This window comes from Caballeronia sp. INML2 (genome assembly GCF_023631365.1).
In the GTDB taxonomy this organism is placed as follows: domain Bacteria; phylum Pseudomonadota; class Gammaproteobacteria; order Burkholderiales; family Burkholderiaceae; genus Caballeronia; species Caballeronia turbans.
On the sequence record NZ_JALQDH010000002.1, the window covers coordinates 115,260 to 133,389 of the forward strand.

Genomic DNA, 18,130 nt, shown 5'->3' on the forward strand with positions numbered 1-18,130 from the left:
AGCGGGACGGCGCGCGTCAGGCGGCGCGCGCGTCGTGTCGGCCGGACTCGTCGAAGCGCTCCGGATAACGGATGCAGAATCGGACGTCCCGGTCATAGGGAAAGAAATCGGCGAGTTCGCCGCGCTGCAGTTGTTCCTTGTAGCGCTGCCAGAGCGCGGGATCGAAAAAATCCGCGTGATGGCGCATGAACGCCTCGCGCACGCGCGGATCGCCGAGCAGAAATGTGCCGTACGTTTCGGGAAAGATATCGTGCGGCCCGACGGTATACCACGGTTCGCCCGACAGCTCGTCTTCCTCATTGCGCGGCGGCGGCACGCGGCGCACGTTGCAGTCGGTCAGATACTCGATTTCGTCGTAGTCGTAGAACACCACGCGACCGTGCCGCGTCACGCCGAAGTTCTTGTACAGCATGTCGCCGGGGAAGATGTTGGCCTGGATCAGCTGCTTGATCGCATCGCCGTATTCCTTGATGCCGTGATCGACTTCGTCATCGCTTCCGTCTTTCAGAAAGAGATTCAGCGGCACCATGCGGCGCTCGATATACACGTGCCGGATGACGAGATTGTCGCCTTCGTACTCGATCATCGACGGCGCTTCCTTCTCCAGTTCGCGGATGAGCGCGTCGTCGAGGCGCGCGACGGGCAGCGCGACGCTCGAATATTCGAGCGTGTCGGCCATGCGGCCCAGGCGATCGTGACGCTTCACGAGCTGATACTTGTCCTGGATCTTCTGCCGCGTGGTTTCCTTCGGCGGCGGAAACGCGTCCTTGATGAGCTTGAACACATAAGGAAACGACGGCAGCGTGAAGACGATCATCACGAGCCCTTTGATGCCGGGCGCGACGATGAACTTATCGCTCGAATGCGACAGATGATGCAGCAAGTCGCGATAGAAATCGTTCTTGCCCTGCTTCTGCAAGCCGAGCGACGTATAGATTTCGGCCTTCGGTTTGCGCGGCATGATCGTGCTCAGGAACTGCACATACGCCGATGGCACTTCCATATCGACCAGAAAATACGAGTGCGAGAAGCTGAAGATAATGAGCACCTGCTCGCGCGACAGCAGCACGGTGTCGAGCGCGAGCAGCCCGGGCGACGTGTGCCGGATGGCGATGGCGAAGGGCAGCAGCGCATCGCCGTTGATGACGCGCCCGACGATATACGCCGCCTTGTTCCGGAAGAACAGCGACGACAGCACATGAATCTGAAAATTCGGCGCGGGCGTGATATCGCCGAAAGCATCGCGCATCGCCTGTATCACGCATTGCACGTCGCGCTGCAAGTCTTCGAACGGCGGATCGAGCTGAAAATTCGTGACGATGCGCTCGAGCGTCGCGGCGAGGCCGTCCTTCTGCGGGTAATACGCGCGATAGGTGGGCTTCGCGGCGGGTTCATCGTTTTCGATGTATTCGGTCGAGATTGCCGGCCGGACGAAGATGAAATCGTTGTTGAAGTACGAGCGATGCAGGATCTTGCAGCACACGGAATTGAAGAACGTCTCCGCGCATTCGGGCTGGCGGTGCGTCGTCAGCAAGCCGATGTAGTGCAGCTTGATCTGCTGCCACACGTCGTCGTCGATGTTCTCGGCGTCGTATTCGTCTTCGAGCAGCGTCACGCATTCGGCGACGCGATCGTCATACGATGCAATGCGCTCGCGCGCCAGTTGCTGCACCGCGAGCCATTCGCCGCGCTCGAACAGGCCCTTCGCCTTGATCGCGGCGTCCCGGAACACGCGGTAGTGATGCTCGAAGCCTTCGAGTATCGTCTGCGCGACATCGAAGCCGATTTGCGACGAGAGCAGCTTGGGGAAATGATTCATGTCGACCCTGCGCTTCGGGTGGGGCAGTCACGTCATGCCGCTTTGGGTTTGCGCGCGCGCTTTTCCGTTCCTGCTGCGATCAGCGCGCGGCCTTGTTCCTCATACGCGGCGAGCTCGGTGAGCGTCGTGTTCAGGTCTTCGAGCTGACGTTCGAGCACCTCGCGATGCGCCGCGATCGTATCGACGAACGCTTGCAATTGCGTGGTCGAGCCGGTCGGCGAGTCATAGAGATCGAGCAGCGTGCGGATTTCCGACAGCGTGAAGCCGAGCCGCTTGCCGCGCAGCGTGAGCTTGAGGCGCGTACGGTCGCGCGGCGAATACACGCGCCGCAGGCCGTTCGAGCCTTCGCGCTTCGGCGCGAGCAGGCCCTGATCTTCGTAGAAGCGAATCGCACGCGGTGTGATGTCGAATTCGCGCGACAGTTCGGTGATCGTGTAGTGCGTCGGCTGAGTCATCGCGGGCCGGCAGCGCAAATGCGCGCGCAACGTTAGAATGGATGTTTACGTTATCGTCAACTTCGCTAAATTGCAACGCGGCGCAAACCCGGAGACACGGACCGAATGAACGCACTCGAACACCAGCTCGATTATGTTTTCGCCGACGCGCTGCCCGAATCGGGCGGTGTCAAGGAAGTGGCGCCGGGCGTTTTCTGGCTGCGCATGCCGTTGCCGTTCGCGCTCGATCACATCAATCTCTGGCTGCTGCGCGACGAGATCGACGGCGTGAAGGGCTGGACCGTGATCGACTGCGGCATTTCGAACGACACGATCCGAGCGAACTGGGAGCGTGTGTTCGACACCGTGCTCGATGGCCTGCCCGTGCTGCGCGTGATCGTCACGCATTGCCATCCGGACCATCTGGGCCTTGCCGACTGGATCTGCAACGGCGGCGACAAAAAGCGCTGGAACGTGCGCCTCTGGATCTCGCTGGGCGAATACGCGATGGGCCGCGTGATGGCCGCCGGCGACGGCTCCAACGCCGGCGGCGAAGACGCGCATCGGGCAATTACGCGAGCATCATCGCGCGCGGCTCGCGGAGGTGCGCGAGGCGTGCGCACTGAAACCGTGCAGCGCCGCGGATATCGTGCCGATCATGTTCAAGCGAAAGCTCGACATTCATCAGATGACATTCGCGCTCGGCGAAGCACTCGCGCATCTGAATCTGCTCTGGCTCGATGGCACGTTGAGGCGCGAAACCGGCGATGACGGCGTGATCCGCTTTTCGCCGGTTTGACATTGTGGTAGTTACTGCACGGAAACGCCGCCGAAGTTCACGCGCCCGAACGGACTCACGTTATAGCCGCTGACGTTCGCACGCGTGAGCGCCGCAGCCGTCGGATAGACGAGCGGAATCCACAGCGCCTGGTCGTGGATGATCTTCTGCGCATCGACATAGGCCTTGGTGCGCTGCGCGACATCGGGCGTCGATTTGCCGTCGGCGATGAGCTTGTCTAGCCGGCTGTCGCAGTAGCGCGCGAAGTTGATGCCCGACTTCACCGCATTGCAACTGAAGAGCGGCGACATGTAGTTGTCGGGGTCGCCGTTATCGCCGGCCCAGCCCATGAACAGCATGTCATGCTGACCTTGCTTCGCCTCCTTGATCAGTTCGCCCCACTCGATCACCTTGACTTGCGCCTTCACGCCGATCTTCGCGAGGTCGGCCTGCAGCAATTCGGCGCCGGCTTTCGGATTCGGATTCAGCACGCTGCCGTTCGGGCGCACCCAGATGGTCGTGTCGAAACCGTTCGGGAAGCCTGCGTCGGCGAGCAGTTTCTTCGCATCGGCGGATGAATACTTGTACGCCGCGATGGTCTTGTCGTAGCTCCACGTGTTGGGCGGATACGGATTCACGGCGGGCGTGGCCGTATTGTCGAACACGGTCTTCATGTACGTCGTGCGATCGAAGGCCATGTTGATCGCCTGACGCACCTTCGGGTTATCGAGCGGCTTCTTCTGCGTATTGAGCGCGACGAACGCCGTCATGAACGCGGGCGCTTCGCTGACTTTCAGCGACTTGTCCTTTTTCGCGTCGAGCACGTCCTGCGGCTTCGGCGAAAGCGCGATCTGGCATTCGCCCGCCTTGATCTTCTGCGCGCGCACGGACGCATCCGGCGTGATCGCGTAGATCAGGCGATCGACCTTCGGCTTCGGACCCCAGTACGTCGGATTGACGTCGTAGCGGATCACCGAATCCTTCGTGTAGCTCTTCAGCACGAACGGGCCGGTGCCGATGGGCTTGCTGTTCAGATCGTTTTGCTGGTTCGCCTTCAGCAGCTTGTCCGCGTATTCGGATGAATAGATCGATGCGAAGCCCATCGTGAGAATCGGCACGAAGGTCGCGTTCGGCTCGTTGAGCTCGAATTTCACTGTATGGTCATCGACTTTCGATACGGCCTTGATGAGCTTCACGAGGCCCATCGACTGCGCGTGCGGAAAGCCGCTCGCGCCCGCCACTTTGTGCCACGGATTGCTGTCCGACAGCATGCGCTCGAACGTGAAGACGACATCGTCGGCGCCGAGCGGGCGCGTCGGTTTGAAGTAATCGGTCGTCTGGAACTGGACGTTCGGACGCAGATGGAACGTGTAAGTCAGGCCATCGCTGCTCACGTCCCACTTTTCCGCGAGCGAAGGCGCGACCTTCTTCGCGGCTTCGTCGTAAGAGACGAGCGTATTGAAGACGACATCCGCCGACGCATTGGTCGTCACGAGCGAATTGAATTGCACGACATCGAAGCCGTCCGGGCTCGATTCGGTGCAGACGGTGAGCGGCTTGCTCATCGCGATTGTCGGCGCGGCGAGGATGGATACGGCCGCTGCCGCGGCGAGAAGTTTCAGGCGCATGAGATCTCCCGTGACCTTGCGGTCACACAACGTTTGGTTCTTGTTGCAGTCTTGTAGGATCGCTTGGGCGCGCAGCAAGCGACGCGCCCGGCGCGGCCAGATTACCGAATGCACTCGGCGCCGACAACGATTCGATCGGCATACGCATATTCATGACGGTTCTGTCCCGTGCATGCGCGGCTTGCCGAAATCGGGCGCAACGGGCTAAACTTGCGCCGTCTTTGGGGAGTAGCCTTCCTTCGCGAGCGAAGGAGAACGCGTCAACATCCTCGGCCCTGCTGCCGTGGCGCGTTCGACCGGAACGGTTTGGCGAGACCATCGATGCGCTATGTCGTTCTTGGTCGGACGGCGCGTGGCGCATCGTGGTTCGCTCGACGTCCGGCCGTGGAATTATCGTGTCCCTACAACTACAACATCCCTGTCTTTCGCGCACGCTTGCGCGCTTTTCGCATAGTTCGATGCGAGGTGCCGCATGACGATGCTCTTCCTCGAACTCGCGTTGATGCTTGCGATCATTCTGATCGCGTCAGAGCTATTCACGAACGCGCTCGAACATCTGGGCGAACGGCTCGGTATATCCGAAGGCGTGACCGGGTCGCTGTTCGCGGCGGTCGGCACGGCGTTGCCGGAAACGACGGTGCCTATCATCGCGCTGCTCGGCGGCACACCGAGCCGTGCGATCAATGAAGAGATCGGCGTCGGCGCGATTCTCGGCGCACCGCTCATGCTCGCGACGCTTTCCACTTGCCTGATGACGGTCGCGATTCTCAAGTCGCGCGGCTTGCGCGGGCGGATCACGCCGGAGCGCAGCGGGTTCACGCGCGATCTCAACTTCTTTTTGTTCGCCTTCCTGATTGCGTGCGCCGCGATGTTCGTGCCGCATCACGCGTGGCAGGTGCGTGCGGTGTTTGCGGCGGGTCTGGTCGGGGTGTACGTCGTTTATGTGATTTCGACGTTCAGGGCTTCGGCGAAGCTCGTCGAGGGCGGGCATGGGACGGAAGCGCCTGAGGCGCTGTTCGTGTCGCGTGCCGGGCTGAAGACGACATTCGGCACGATCATGCTGCAGTTTCTCGTCGGTATCGTGTTGCTCGTCGGCGGCGCGAAAGGGTTCATTCACGGCGTTGAAGGCGTGTCGCATGCGTTGGGGATTTCACCGCTGTTGCTGTCGCTCATCATCATTCCGATTGCCACGGAATTGCCCGAGAAGGTGAACAGCATTCTCTGGGCGCGCAGAGGGAAAGACACGCTCGCGTTCGGCAACATCACCGGGGCGATGGTGTTTCAAGGGACGTTGCTGCCGGGAATCGGCATCATGCTGACGCCGTGGGAGCCGCGGGTCGAAGTGCTGACTGGTGTGCTGATCACGCTCGCGGCGGCGGCGTGGCTGCGGTTCAATGCGAAGGAGAATGGGGTGGTGTTGTGGGCGTTGCTCGGCAATGGGGTGCTGTATGCGGCGTATCTCGTGCTGACGCTTGGGCGCTGATGTTCGTGTCTTTCGGCGATGCGCGCGCGGATGGGAGTTTTCGGGTTTTTCCTTTCGGGTCATGCGGTTATGATCGAGGGGTTCCTCCGCGTGTGTGGAGATAGACCGCGGCGGCGTGAACATCGAGCAGAAGCGGGCGAGGTTCCTCCGCGTGTGTGGAGATAGACCCGCTGATGGATTTGCGCGGCGGTGCAGTCGTCGGGTTCCTCCGCGTGTGTGGAGATAGACCCGTCTTCTCCCCGTTCGATTGGCCGACCGCACCGGTTCCTCCGCGTGTGTGGAGATAGACCCGCGTATCGACAGGCGGTGGAGTACGTGGAGGAGGTTCCTCCGCGTGTGTGGAGATAGACCCAGCCGCGCGCCCGGCCTCGAATGCCTGGGCCGGGTTCCTCCGCGTGTGTGGAGATAGACCGGTGCAGACGATCGTCACGAGCCCACCCTACTGGGTTCCTCCGCGTGTGCGGAGATAGACCCCAGCGAGCAGATCGACAAAATCGCCCCGGCACGGTTCCTCCGCGTGTGCGGAGATAGACCCGCGCCGCTCAATGCAGTCTTCACCGGCGCCGAGGTTCCTCCGCGTGTGCGGAGATAGACCCACGAGATGACCGATCTCATGGCAAATTGTGCTGGTTCATCCGCGTGTGCGGAGATAGACCCCACTGACTGATCGCCCGGTTGCCTACCACACGGGTTCCTCCGCGTGTGCGGAGATAGACCCATGATCGCCGAGTTGATCGGCCCGATCGTCGTGGTTCCTCCGCGTGTGCGGAGATAGACCGTGATGCCAGGCTGTCTTTAGTTTGCGGAACCAGGTTCCTCCGCGTGTGCGGAGATAGACCCGACTGGCGAGAAGCAAAAGCATGGACAGAACGGGTTCCTCCGCGTGTGCGGAGATAGACCCTGCTTTACCGAGACCGGGCCGGTATGCTGAAGGGTTCCTCCGCGTGTGCGGAGATAGACCCAGCCTCAGGCGATTACCTCACGGAGACGATGAGGTTCCTCCGCGTGTGCGGAGATAGACCTTAGTTAGCCTGTTTCATTGGAAGATCAGCACCGGTTCCTCCGCGTGTGCGGAGATAGACCCGGCCTGACGGTGACGCTGAAAAAACCGGGCGTGGTTCCTCCGGGTGTGCGGAGATAGACCCGCTATCGGTCATGACAATAGCAAATGTCAATTTGGTTCCTCCGCGCGTGCGGAGATAGACCCTACGCGCCGGCGGCAAACAGTGACGCGATGGCAGTTCCTCCGCGCGTGCGGAGATAGACCTAATCACGCTCATTTGCCGCAAATCTCGAACGGCTTCCTCCGCATACACAGAGATACACCCAATCGCGGCCGCGGCGACTGCATCTGCCGCAGGCTCCTCCGCGAACGCGGAGACAGACCCGGCGAGGAACTCGCCAGGACCACCGTCAAGGACCATCCCCGGCCCCTGCGGACCCCAAAAAACAAAATGCCCGCCGAAGCGGGCATCGAAGAGCGAAGCAGCGCGCCAAAACATCAGCGCGTCTTTCTTGTTGTTCTTGTTCAGATTATCGGCACGCGAGGCGCTAACTTTAGCGAAACCTTGCCGTCCGTCAGTCGACGATGTAGATCGCGCGCCGATAAAACTCGCCGATGTGCTGATCCAGCGCGTACGGCGCGAGCGCGTCGGCGAAGAGTCGCAGTTCGCGTTCTCCATGCTCCCCGTTGAGCGCCTCGATGACGTCCTTGCCGAGATCGGCATAAGCGATCGGCGCGTCCGGTGTCTTTCTCGCATAAGCCACATCGCGAATGCGCCAGCCGGCATCGGTCAGCAGCTTCGATACATAGGCGAGACGCTCGGCATCCGTCGCGCCCGGCTGCAGCGGATGCGACTTGTCACCCCACAAGTTGCAACCGAGCTGAAACACGAGCGAGCGCGCCGCGCTGCGAAGCTTCTTCAGATAAGCAACCGCATACGCAGGAAAGTCATGCGCGCCAGTCACATGCTCCCGGTCGAAGTCCGCGCCCGCGTGATGCAGCACGTTCAAGTGCAGAAGCACGTCGATGTCCGACAGCTTGTCGAGACCGTCGAACGGAAGCGCCTCGTGATGCACATCGACATTGCCGATCGAAAAGGCATCGCCGAGTTCGCCCAGGAACTTCGCATGTTCGGCGTTCGCTTCGATCGCCGTCACACGCGCATCCGGATATGCATGCGCGATCGTGTACGTGAAGAAGCCGGTGTTCGCGCCGAAGTCGGCCCAGCGTTCGCCGGCCCGAGGCGCGCGATGCGCGAGGATCCAGTCCAGACGGTTACGGTCGCCGCGCCACTGGCTCTGGATGGTCTCCTGATAGCCGAGCGTGCTCGCGACGAAGTCGGGGATCGTCTGATACCCCGAGTGCTTGGAGACTTCGCCGTAAAGTCGAGCAAGCCGCTCCTTGACTGCGATCGTGCCAGAGGTCATTTCCATAGTTCCTTGTAAAAGATTCGCCAGCTATCGCTCGCGAGATAGACGTCGCCCGCCAGAGCGCGCAGCGCAGCGCCCGCGAGGCGCATCTCGCTGCCATAGCGATGTACGATCGTCCGGCGCCGGCGCCACGTGTTCACGATGCCGCCCGTCCAGAGGTAGGTGGCGTTGCGTGCCCGCGAGAGGCGCCGGCTTTGATAGGCGCTTGCATCTTCTGTCGCCCAGTCGCCCACGAAGGCTTCGACGATGCCGCAGTCGTGGTTCAGGCACAGGTCGAGCGGGCCCCAGGGACGGGGATTCATTTCGATGAAGTACGCGCCGTCCTCGCCGACGATGCATTCGATCATCGCGAAGCCGAAATAGCCGCATTGCGAAAGCGTTTGCCGAAGCCTGACGCCGGCGGCGCTCTCGTGAAAATCGGCGGTACGGGCGAGCACGATCGACTTGCCGCCCGGCTGTTGCGCGAGGTTCTCCTGCGATGAGCAGAAGACCTCGCCCGTGCGCGCGAAGTAGGCGAGCAGATAGAAGCTGCGTCCCGTCACGAAGTGCTGGAAGAAGTAGTGCGACGGATCCTCCGCCGCTTTGAAGGCGGCGAGGTCCGCGTCGCTCTTCACGAGCACCGGATAAAGCACCCGCCGGCCCTCGACATTGCATTTCGGCTTGGCGACGAACGGCACCACGGCATCGTCGATGCCCGCATACTCGGGCGGTGACGCGACACCGGCGCGCGCGAAGAATTCGGTCGCGCTCGCCTTGTTGGTGAGTTTCGCGTAGAGCGACGAATCGACGAGCGGCACGCGCACGCCATCGATCGATTCCAGCGCTTCCTTGTGATTCAGAAGGAAGGTGTTGAAAAATTCGGAGATCGGCACGAGCGTCACCCGGTCGGCGCGATGCCTGGCCTTCGCCTGCTCGATATAACCGCTCAGAAGCGGCACCGAGAGCGCATCGCTTTCACGCACGGCGACCACGAGTTCGCGATACGCGCTCGAAAGAACCGGATCTGCGGCAGAACGCGCGACCACCGCCGCCCGTTGCCCGAGCTTGCCGATCGCGCGCAGCAGCGCGAGCACGGCGCGTTCGTTGGTGCCGCTGAAGAGAAGAAAGACGTGCATAGGTCGATCCCGCATGCGTCGAACCATTGCGCCTTACGCGTTGCCCTTGCGGATCACGTCCACGACCCGCTCCACATCACGGTCCGCGAGCGCCGGATAGATCGGCAGGCACAACACCTTGCGCGATGCTTCCTGTGCGTGCGGCAGACGGCTCGGTTGAGCCGAGGGCAGGCCGCGATACATCGGGAAATCCGAAATAAGCGGATAGAAGTAGCGGCGACCGAAGATGTCGTGATCGCGCAGGCGCTGGTACAACGCATCGCGCGTCAACTTGTAGTCGCCTTCCACAAGCACGGGGAAATACGAGTGATTCGTCGTGCCGGCCGCCAGGCCGGGCAGCGGCACGATACCGTCGACATCGGCGAGCAACGTGCGATACAGCGCGTCGATCTCCTGACGGCGCGCCAGCGCGCGGTCGATGTGCTGGAGCTGGAGCAGGCCGAACGCGGCATTGATCTCGCTCATCTTGCCGTTGATGCCGGCCGCGACCACGGTCGTCTCGTTGACGAAGCCGAAGTTCTTCAGATGATCGATCCGCTGCTTGACCTTCGCATCCGGACAGACGATCGCGCCGCCCTCGAACGTATTGAAGACTTTTGTCGCGTGGAAGCTCAGCACCGACAGGTCGCCGTGCGTCAGGATACTGCCCGCCTCGTTGCGCACGCCGAACGCGTGCGCGGCGTCGTAGATCACCTTCAGGTTGTAGTTGTCGGCGATGGCCTGGATCGCTTCGACGTCGCACGGCTGGCCGTAGCAGTGCACCGGCATGATCGCGGTGGTCTGCGGCGTGATGGCGGCTTCGATCTGGCGCGGATCGAGATTCAGCGTGAGCGGGTCCACGTCGACGAACACCGGCTTGATGCCGTTCCACAGCAGCGAATGCGCGGTCGCGACGAAAGAATACGGCGTCGTGATCACTTCGCCCGTGATGCGCAGCGCCTGCAACGCGGTGACGAGACCCATCGTGCCGTTCGAAAACAGCGCGAGGTGCTGGACGCCGAGGTATTCGCACAGCGCCTTTTCGAGTTGCTGATGAAACGGGCCGCCATTGGTCAGCGTCTTGTTTTCCCAGATCTTCTCGAGGTACGGAACGAATTCTTCGAGCGGCGGCAGGTGCGGCTGCGTGACGAAGATGCGTTCATCGACGGCGGGTTGCTCGCGAAAGAGAGGAATGGCGCTCATGATCAACCTTGCGTGGTGGCTGCTGAAGTCGCTGCGGCGGGCGCGGCGGCGAGAAGTTCGGTATCGAAGGATGCGGCGGGCAGGCCGGCGCACCAGCGCTGCCACATGTGACGAAGCGCATGGCTCATGCTCGTCGCGATCACGTCCGGACAAAAGCGCGCGGATTGCGAGCAGCGCTCGCGCATGCCGGTGCGCAGGGCGGCGAGCGCGTCGACATCGCTCGCGTATGCGACGCTCTTCGCGACGAATTCGTCCTTGTCGCGTGCGATAAACGCGTCCAGTCCGACCTGGCTCATCAGGGTGCCGCCCGCGCGGCCCGGCATCGTGTCGCCGAGCAGCGTCAGGGTCGGCACGCCCATCCACAGCGCATGCAGCGTCGTCGTGCCGCCCGCGTACGGGAACGTGTCGAGACACAGATCGACCTGATGGTGCTGCTGCAGATACACCGACACATTCGAGCGCTTGTGCAGCGACAGCCGGTTCGCGCCGATGCCTTCCTCCGCAAACCACTTGCTCAGTTCGGCGACGGCGCTGTCGTCGGGCATTGCGCCCATCAGCATCTTCGAGTCCGGCACGGCATGCAGCACGCGCGCCCACAGCGCGATCACCTCGCGGCGCAACTTAGACACACGGTTGAAGCTGCCGAAGGTGACGAAGCCCTTGTGGAGCGCGGGCAGCAGATTGACGGGCGGCGAATTCGGGTCGGGCAGGAACGGCGCGGCCGCCGGCAGAAAGGCGAGTTTCTCGACGAACTGGTCGTCGATCGGCGCGAAGTGCGGCGTGCGGTTCGCGAAGTAGTAGTCGATGGCGCCGACGCCCGTCGTCTGCGGATAGCCGATCCACGATGCCTGGACCGGTGCGGGCTTGCGCGCGAAGGCGCGCAGGCGGTTACGGCCGGTATGCCCCGACAGGTCGATCAGGATATCGATGCCGTCGGCGCGCACTTTTTCCACGAACGCGTCGTCCGAGACGCCCGAGATCACGTTCCAGCGCGGCGCATGTCCACGCAGACGCTGGGTCGTCGAATCCTCGCGCGCATGGGTGCTGTACACGTGAATCTCGAGGCTCGGGTCTTTCGCGAGCAGTGCCAGCACCGGTTCGAGGAACGAGGCGACGGCATGGCGGAACAAGTCGCCGGACACGAGGCCGACGCGCAGCGTCTTGTGCGGATCCTTCGCGTTCGTATGCGGACGCCACAGGCGGCGCGCGGGATCGCCATGACGGCGGTCGAATTCGCGATGTTCGTCGAAGAGTTCGACGGGCGTCAGATCGGTTCGGTGCGTGAGGCAGAACAGCAGGTTGCTGTGCGAAATGAAGTCGTTCGGGTTGTACTCGAGCGCCTTGCGGAAGCCGTCTTCGGCACGTGCGATCTGACCGTCGTCGAGCAGCACGACGCCGAGGGCGCTGTGCATGTCGGCGTTCTTCGGGGCCAGTGAGATCGCCCGCTCGCACACTTCGATGGCTTCGCCGTGGCGGCGCATCGCCGACAGGGACACGCCGAGCACGCGATGCGCTTCGGCGTGGTTCGGGTCGCGCGCGATCACCAGGCGGCACTCGCGTTCGGCGCCGACATTGTCGCCGCGAACCTGCAGCGCGCTCGCGAGCAGCATGCGTGAATGCTGGTCCGTCACCTCCAGTTCGACGGTGCGGGTGAGCGGCTCGATGGCTTCGACGTAGCGGCCGTTGGCGTAGAGCGCCAGAGCGAGCGAGCGCTGCGCGGCGACGTGATGCGGATAACGCTCGACGAGTCCGCGCGCCAGCTTGATCGCTTCTTCGTGGCGGCCCTTGTTGTAAAGCGACGCAAACTGGTTCATGTCCTGCGGCGTCGGATTGCCGCGCTTGCCGGCGGGCGTTTGCGCTGCGTCGCCTACGGCGTCATCGACGGTCTTGGGCGCGAGGCGCGCGAGATGCGCGGCCTCGGCGAGCACGGCCGCCGCGTAGCCCAAGGGATGCGACAGGCGCTCGATCAGGCCGTCCATCGCCGGACCGCGCACGCCGCGCTGCTGCGCCATTTCCACGGCGAACCAGGCAGCCTGACTCTGATTAGTGCGCGCGAGCGCGTCGATATACGAGACCCAGTATTGGCCGTTGTCCGGGCGCAGGCCGAGCACCGTCTCGAACAGCGGCACGGCGTCGCCCGGGCGCTGCGTCTGGACGAGCAGGACCGCGAGGTTATACAGCACGTCCGCGTGATCCGGCTTGTGGTCGAGAATCGCGCGATAGAGCGCTTCGGCGTCGGCATGATTGCCGGCGTGATGCTGCTCCAGCGCCGACTGCAGCACGGTCGCGATGTCCTGCTCGAACTGTTGCTCCGGCGTCAGCGTCGTGGCGTCCGGAAGCGGTGTGGAAATGCTCATGGTCTGGGCGTGCTCCTTGCGATTGAACTGATTATCCAAGCGAGGTCGCCAAACCGAAGCGCGGAGATGAACCCGAAAGCCGCCGCAATTCAGCGGATCGTCGGCGGGGGCGTTGACGGCGCTGCCGCGGCGCGGGCACGGGCAGGTCGTCCCCGAAGGAGGCGGCGCAATCGCCGTCACGGCCGCAGCCGCGTGCATCGTCGGGGCGTAAAAATGCCCGCATGAAGCGGGCACGGCGGAAACAAAACGATGCGCGGTGACGTCTAGAACCGTGCGCCTTGCTGATAACGGTTTGCCGCATTCACGCGCGTCATCGCCGCGTGATATTCGGTGGCGAGTCCGGTGCGGATTGCACTCGCGTGCGCGAGCACAGCGGCGTCGATGCCTTGAATCTCCCTGATCTTCGCGAGCGCCTGCGGGCCCTGCTCGCGCGTCAGCGCACGCAAGAGCGGCGTGCGCGCGGCATCGAGTTCCGCTGCGCGCGGCCAGTCCGCGAGCGTGGCCGCCGCCTCCATGTCCTTCGTCAGTGCGAACAGTTGTTCGACGAGTGCATCCTGGTTCATCGTGTCGGTTCCCGGGTCTTAGGACTTGTTGGTCGCCATGGCGCCCGCGCTGTTCGTGCCGCCGAAAAGCGCCGTCAGGTACTGCGTGTTCTGGTTCATGTTCGCCATCAGCGTATTGAGCGCCGTGAACTGCGCGTTGTAGTCCGACGTGAGTTGCGCCGCATAGTTGGTCAACGTCGTCTGCTGCGTCGAGATGTTGGCGAGATCCTTGTTGATCGAGTCGGTCTCGGACGTGAGCAGGCCGTTCGGTCCGAGATAGCTCGTGATCTTGTCGGTCAACTGCGCACCGACGCCGTTGATCGCGTTGAAGAGCTGCGACACGCCGGTCGCATTGTTCGTCAGCGCGCTGTTGAGCTTGTCGGTGTCGATGGTCAGGGTGCCGGCCGGCTGCTCCGCTGTTGCATCGAGCGACGAAACCTGGTTGATGCCGAGCGACGCCAGCGAGATCGAGCCGCTGCCTTTGCCGACCGCGCTGCCGATGATCGCGGAAAGCTGGTTCTTGATCGTGTTGACCGCGGAGTTGCCGAGCAGCACGCCGCCCTGCGAGCCGACCGACGCGGTGCTGTCGAACGAGGTATAGGAGCTGATCGTCGAGACGACCGTGTTGTACAGGTTGACGAAGTTCGAGATCGCGCTCGAAATCGACGACGTGTCCTGCGTGACGGTTACCGTCTGCGTGCTCGCGGGCGTCGTCACGGCCGCCGACGTGAGGTTAAGCGTCACGCCCTTGATCGCGCTCGTGACCGTATTGCTCGAGCTCGTGCCCGAGACGCCGCCGACCTTGTACATCGCGTCCTGCGCGGAGGCGCTTTGAGACCAGCCGTTGCTGACGGATGCGTCCGAGATCGTGGAAGCCGCGCCGTTCTGCCCGGCCGTCGATGAGACCGCGAGCTTGTTCAGGTCGCTGCCGTCCGCCGCGCCGCTGATCGTGGTCGAGATGACGTTCGAGGCGCCCGTCGTCGTGGAGTTGAGCACGAGGTGCTGGCCGTCGGTGCCCGTCACGATGGTCGCGCTCACGCCCGGGTTGCCCGACGCGTTGTTGATGGCGGCGGCGATGCCCGAGAGCGTGTTGTTGCTGCTCGTGATGTTGATCGACATCGACTTGGAGCCGACGGTGATCTGCATCGTGCCGGTGCCGAGGTGCTTGTCCGTCGTGAAGCCGGTCGAGGTCAGCGATTGCGCCTTCGCGATCTGCGAGACCGTCACGTCGTAGCTGCCTGCCACGGCGCCGGTGGCGCCCGTCGCGGTGATGCCCGTGCCGGTCACGTTGGTCGTGAACGTCGACATCAGCGAACCGTCGGTCAGGCTCGTCATCGTGGTCTGAAGCGTCGAAAGCGCCGACGACAGCGTGCCGATCGCCGAAAGCTTCGTGTTGTCGTTCGTTTGCGCGGCGGCCAGGGATGCGCTTTGGCCGGCCGTTTTCGCGTTCACCATCGCCGTGACAAGCGAATTGACATCCATCGACGAGTTACCGGTCGCGCCGCTGATGATGGATTGCGCTGCTTCGGCAAGCGCCGCGTTTGCAGCCGCCTGGGTCTGCGCGGCGGTCGCCGCCGTGGTGGTCGTACTGATCGTGGACATCGGGTAACTCCGTGTATCGCGCTGTCGATTGAATGCGCGTGATCGCAGTCAACTGCTCGTTGCGGGAAACAACCTCTTGCGTGTGCGTTCGTGAGTACGGGCGCACACGCAAGCGGTCGAAACGCGGCTTCGTCGCCGTGACGGCCCGACGCCGGATCTTCGAAATCGAAGATCCGGCGTCGGGTGCTGCCTGGGCGGATTGCTTAGCCGAGGAGCTTCAGAACTTGCTGCGGCAGCGAGTTCGCTTGCGCGAGCACCGAGATACCAGCCTGTTGCAGCACCTGCGCCTTGCTGAGGTTCGCCGTTTCCTGCGCGAAGTTCGCGTCGGTGATCTGCGATTGAGCCGACGACAGATCGGTCGATTCAGCCTGCTGCGACGACGCGATTGCGCTCAGACGGTTCTGGGCGGCACCCAGCGTCGCCTGGACGTTGTTGAGCGTCTGCAGCGCGTTGTCGATCGAGACCAGCGCGACGTTGGCACCCGTCGTCGTGCTGATGTCGAGGTTCGCCACCGTGTCCGGCGTGTTGATCTTGTTGATCGACTTCGTCAGGTCGGCGATCGCGGAGCTCACGGCCGCGCCCATCGAACCGGCGACGCCCGAGCTGAACGACAGCGTGTTTTCATGCGGCGCTGCAGCCGTGCCCGTGCCCGCGGTGCCCGTGCCGAAGATGGCCGAGACAGCGGTCGAGTTCAGCGCGACGTTGTTCTGGTCGGTGAACGTGAAGCCGCCCTTGCCGTCCGACAGCACGTTGATCGAGGTGATCGCCGCGCCGGAAGACGTGTAGCCGCCGCCCGTCGTCAGCGACAGGTTCGAGAACGTGCCGAGCGTGTTGCCCTTCTGAACCATGCCGCCGCCGAGCGAATTCGCGCCCATGTCCTGGCTCAGGTCCAGGTTGATCGTCTGACCGACGTTCGCGCCGACCTGGAAGCTCAGGCTGCCAGCGGAGCCGTCCAGAATGTTCCGGCCGTTGTACGTCGTCTGCGAAGCGATACGGTTCACTTCAGCGATCTGCTGCGACACTTCCTTCTGCAGCGAAGCCTGGTCGCTCGACGAGAGCGAACCGCTGGCGGCTTGCACGGCCAGCGTACGGATACGCTGCAGGCTGGAGGTCATCGACGAGAGCGCGCTCGAAGCCGTTTGCGCAATCGACACACCGTCGTTCGCGTTCGAAACGCCCTGGTTCAGGCCGTTGATCTGCGTTTGCATCCGGTTCGAGATCGCGAGGCCGGCAGCATCGTCAGCAGCGCTGTTGATGCGCTTGCCCGACGACAGGCGGGTGATGGCCGACGACAGCGCGCTCTGCGTGCTGTTGAGGTTCTGCTGGGCAACCAGCGAGTTGATATTGCTATTGATACCGATCATTTTTTGCTCTCCTGGGAGACTTTGTATGGCTTTGGCTTTGGCACCGAGTGTTGCCTGGCGGTCCTGCGCTCGGTGATAGCCGGCCGCCTACTTGTGGTTATCGGGCCCCTCGAAAAAAACTTAAGGCCCCGCGCAAACGATTTGTGTAATGAATGCGTTCGTAAGCCTGCGGAAGCTCGCCGGGCAAGGCACCGCTTTCCCGCGTATCCTTTTTCGTCCGTCCTTTTCGCGCATTCGGAGCACACATGCAGACACGCAGCATCGGCACATCGGAACTGAAAGTCGCGCCGCTCGTCTTCGGCGGCAACGTGTTCGGCTGGACCGCCGACGAGCGCACGTCGTTCTCGATCCTCGACGCGTTCGTCGATCACGGCCTGAATTTCATCGACACCGCCGACGTCTATTCCGCCTGGGTGGACGGCCACCAGGGCGGCGAATCGGAGACGATCATCGGCAAGTGGTTCAAGGAAAGCGGCAAGCGTCACAAAGTCGTGCTCGCGACGAAAGTGGGCAAGCTCTCCACGCGCGCCGGGCTGACGGCGGCCAACATCGCGGCGGCCGTCGACGATTCGCTGAGGCGCCTGAAGACCGATTACATCGACGTCTACTTCTCTCATTACGACGACGAGAACACGCCGCTCGATGAAACGCTCGCCGCGTATCAGCAGCTCATCAAGGCGGGAAAGGTGAGGGTGATCGGCGCGTCGAACTACTCGGGCGAGCGGCTGGACGCGGCGTTGAACCTCGCGAAGGAGTCGGGCTTGCCGGCCTATCAGATCCTTCAGCCCGAATACAACCTCTACGATCGCGAAGACTACGAAACCGGTCTGGAGCCGGTGGCGACACGGCACAAGATCGCGGTCGTGCCGTACTACGCGCTTGCGAGCGGCTTTCTGTCGGGCAAGTACCGGTCGAAGGAAGACACGCTGCACAAGACACGCGGCTCGCGCGTCGAAAAATATCTGAACCCGCGCGGCTTCAGGATTCTCGATGCGCTCGACGAAGTCGCGAAGCGCAACGACACGACGCCCGCGACCGTCGCGCTCGCATGGATGATCGCGCGCCCGAGCGTGACGGCGCCGATCGCCAGCGCCACGTCGGTCGCGCAACTGGAAAGCCTCGCCGCCGCGACGCGCCTGCGACTCGCCGCCGACGACATCCAGCTCCTCGACGAAGCCAGCGCGTGGCAGAAATAAATCTGTTGCATCAATGAGTTGGATGGATCGGGGGAGTTGGCAGTGGCGCGGTGTTCTGGTAACATCGCGCCCGAATCGAGAAATGTGCCCGATTTCCTGCCTTCGCCTCTGAAAATGACAACGTCAACGAGCAGCGGCGAACGGCTCCGAAACGCGCCTTCGTGTGGTTCTTTCGAAAGCGCATGCCGCTTCCGCGG

Annotated in this window: 12 protein-coding genes, 1 pseudogene, 1 CRISPR repeat array and 1 riboswitch; of the genes and pseudogenes, 3 read left to right on the forward strand and 10 right to left on the reverse strand. The window is 62.9% G+C overall.

The window, feature by feature from the left end; all coding sequences use genetic code 11:
* Positions 1–16: 16 nt before the first annotated feature.
* Both aceK and NCT32_RS00585 read right to left on the reverse strand, forming a co-directional pair.
* Positions 17–1,819, reverse strand: coding sequence for a bifunctional isocitrate dehydrogenase kinase/phosphatase (aceK, locus tag NCT32_RS00580; RefSeq protein WP_250476169.1), 1,803 nt, complete (start codon positions 1,817–1,819; stop codon positions 17–19).
* A gap of 32 nt (positions 1,820–1,851) precedes the next feature.
* Entirely contained in the window at positions 1,852–2,274 is a 423-nt protein-coding gene (locus tag NCT32_RS00585) for a MerR family DNA-binding transcriptional regulator (protein WP_061116781.1), read from the reverse strand.
* A gap of 105 nt (positions 2,275–2,379) precedes the next feature.
* On the opposite strand from NCT32_RS00585, the pseudogene NCT32_RS00590 reads away from it, so the two are divergent.
* Positions 2,380–3,052, forward strand: a pseudogene (locus NCT32_RS00590) (MBL fold metallo-hydrolase).
* An 11-nt stretch (positions 3,053–3,063) separates the two neighbouring features.
* Here NCT32_RS00590 and NCT32_RS00595 read toward each other — a convergent pair.
* Positions 3,064–4,659 carry an ABC transporter substrate-binding protein gene (locus tag NCT32_RS00595; protein ID WP_250476170.1) on the reverse strand — a complete coding sequence of 532 codons (1,596 nt, stop codon included), beginning with the start codon at positions 4,657–4,659 and terminating at the stop codon, positions 3,064–3,066.
* Positions 4,660–4,867: 208 nt separating this feature from the next.
* Positions 4,868–5,043: riboswitch (yybP-ykoY riboswitch) on the forward strand.
* Between the two features lie 88 nt (positions 5,044–5,131).
* Here NCT32_RS00595 and NCT32_RS00600 point away from each other — a divergent pair.
* Positions 5,132–6,142, forward strand: a complete 1,011-nt coding sequence (locus NCT32_RS00600) for a sodium:calcium antiporter (RefSeq protein ID WP_061116783.1) — start codon at positions 5,132–5,134, stop codon at positions 6,140–6,142.
* Between the two features lie 79 nt (positions 6,143–6,221).
* Positions 6,222–7,409: a CRISPR direct-repeat array (repeat unit 28 nt; unit sequence GGTTCCTCCGCGTGTGCGGAGATAGACC).
* A 311-nt stretch (positions 7,410–7,720) separates the two neighbouring features.
* On the opposite strand, the gene NCT32_RS00605 is transcribed toward NCT32_RS00600, so the two are convergent.
* The 7 genes from NCT32_RS00605 to NCT32_RS00635 all read right to left on the reverse strand — a co-directional run bounded on the left by NCT32_RS00605 (position 7,721) and on the right by NCT32_RS00635 (position 16,737).
* Complete coding sequence (locus NCT32_RS00605; protein WP_250476171.1) at positions 7,721–8,572, reverse strand: hypothetical protein; 852 nt, start codon at positions 8,570–8,572, stop codon at positions 7,721–7,723.
* Entirely contained in the window at positions 8,569–9,690 is a 1,122-nt protein-coding gene (locus NCT32_RS00610) for a hypothetical protein (RefSeq protein ID WP_250476172.1), read from the reverse strand. Before NCT32_RS00610 ends, NCT32_RS00605 begins: the two co-directional genes overlap by 4 nt.
* 33 nt (positions 9,691–9,723) lie before the next feature.
* Complete coding sequence (vioA, locus tag NCT32_RS00615; RefSeq protein ID WP_061116787.1) at positions 9,724–10,872, reverse strand: dTDP-4-amino-4,6-dideoxy-D-glucose aminotransferase VioA; 1,149 nt, start codon at positions 10,870–10,872, stop codon at positions 9,724–9,726.
* 2 nt (positions 10,873–10,874) lie between these two features.
* Complete coding sequence (locus tag NCT32_RS00620; RefSeq protein WP_250476173.1) at positions 10,875–13,229, reverse strand: tetratricopeptide repeat protein; 2,355 nt, start codon at positions 13,227–13,229, stop codon at positions 10,875–10,877.
* Between the two features lie 263 nt (positions 13,230–13,492).
* Entirely contained in the window at positions 13,493–13,792 is a 300-nt protein-coding gene (locus NCT32_RS00625; RefSeq protein ID WP_061116788.1) for a flagellar protein FliT, read from the reverse strand.
* Between the two features lie 18 nt (positions 13,793–13,810).
* On the reverse strand, positions 13,811–15,373 hold the full coding sequence (gene fliD / locus NCT32_RS00630) for a flagellar filament capping protein FliD (RefSeq protein WP_061116789.1): 1,563 nt from the start codon (positions 15,371–15,373) through the stop codon (positions 13,811–13,813).
* Between the two features lie 203 nt (positions 15,374–15,576).
* Complete coding sequence (locus NCT32_RS00635; RefSeq protein WP_061116790.1) at positions 15,577–16,737, reverse strand: flagellin; 1,161 nt, start codon at positions 16,735–16,737, stop codon at positions 15,577–15,579.
* A 245-nt stretch (positions 16,738–16,982) separates the two neighbouring features.
* On the opposite strand from NCT32_RS00635, the gene NCT32_RS00640 reads away from it, so the two are divergent.
* A complete protein-coding gene (locus NCT32_RS00640) occupies positions 16,983–17,933 on the forward strand; it encodes an aldo/keto reductase (RefSeq protein ID WP_250476174.1) in 951 nt (316 codons plus the stop codon).
* Positions 17,934–18,130 lie beyond the last annotated feature (197 nt).

What these genes read in the sequence shown, in the direction of transcription:
- fliD (WP_061116789.1), bottom strand. Translation starts at nt 15,373, where the DNA reads ATGTCCACGATCAGTACGACCACCACGGCGGCGACCGCCGCGCAGACC.
- NCT32_RS00600 (WP_061116783.1), top strand. Translation starts at nt 5,132, where the DNA reads ATGACGATGCTCTTCCTCGAACTCGCGTTGATGCTTGCGATCATTCTG.
- NCT32_RS00585 (WP_061116781.1), bottom strand. Translation starts at nt 2,274, where the DNA reads ATGACTCAGCCGACGCACTACACGATCACCGAACTGTCGCGCGAATTC.
- NCT32_RS00635 (WP_061116790.1), bottom strand. Translation starts at nt 16,737, where the DNA reads ATGATCGGTATCAATAGCAATATCAACTCGCTGGTTGCCCAGCAGAAC.
- NCT32_RS00595 (WP_250476170.1), bottom strand. Translation starts at nt 4,659, where the DNA reads ATGCGCCTGAAACTTCTCGCCGCGGCAGCGGCCGTATCCATCCTCGCC.
- NCT32_RS00625 (WP_061116788.1), bottom strand. Translation starts at nt 13,792, where the DNA reads ATGAACCAGGATGCACTCGTCGAACAACTGTTCGCACTGACGAAGGAC.
- vioA (WP_061116787.1), bottom strand. Translation starts at nt 10,872, where the DNA reads ATGAGCGCCATTCCTCTCTTTCGCGAGCAACCCGCCGTCGATGAACGC.
- aceK (WP_250476169.1), bottom strand. Translation starts at nt 1,819, where the DNA reads ATGAATCATTTCCCCAAGCTGCTCTCGTCGCAAATCGGCTTCGATGTC.
- NCT32_RS00610 (WP_250476172.1), bottom strand. Translation starts at nt 9,690, where the DNA reads ATGCACGTCTTTCTTCTCTTCAGCGGCACCAACGAACGCGCCGTGCTC.
- NCT32_RS00640 (WP_250476174.1), top strand. Translation starts at nt 16,983, where the DNA reads ATGCAGACACGCAGCATCGGCACATCGGAACTGAAAGTCGCGCCGCTC.
- NCT32_RS00620 (WP_250476173.1), bottom strand. Translation starts at nt 13,229, where the DNA reads ATGAGCATTTCCACACCGCTTCCGGACGCCACGACGCTGACGCCGGAG.
- NCT32_RS00605 (WP_250476171.1), bottom strand. Translation starts at nt 8,572, where the DNA reads ATGACCTCTGGCACGATCGCAGTCAAGGAGCGGCTTGCTCGACTTTAC.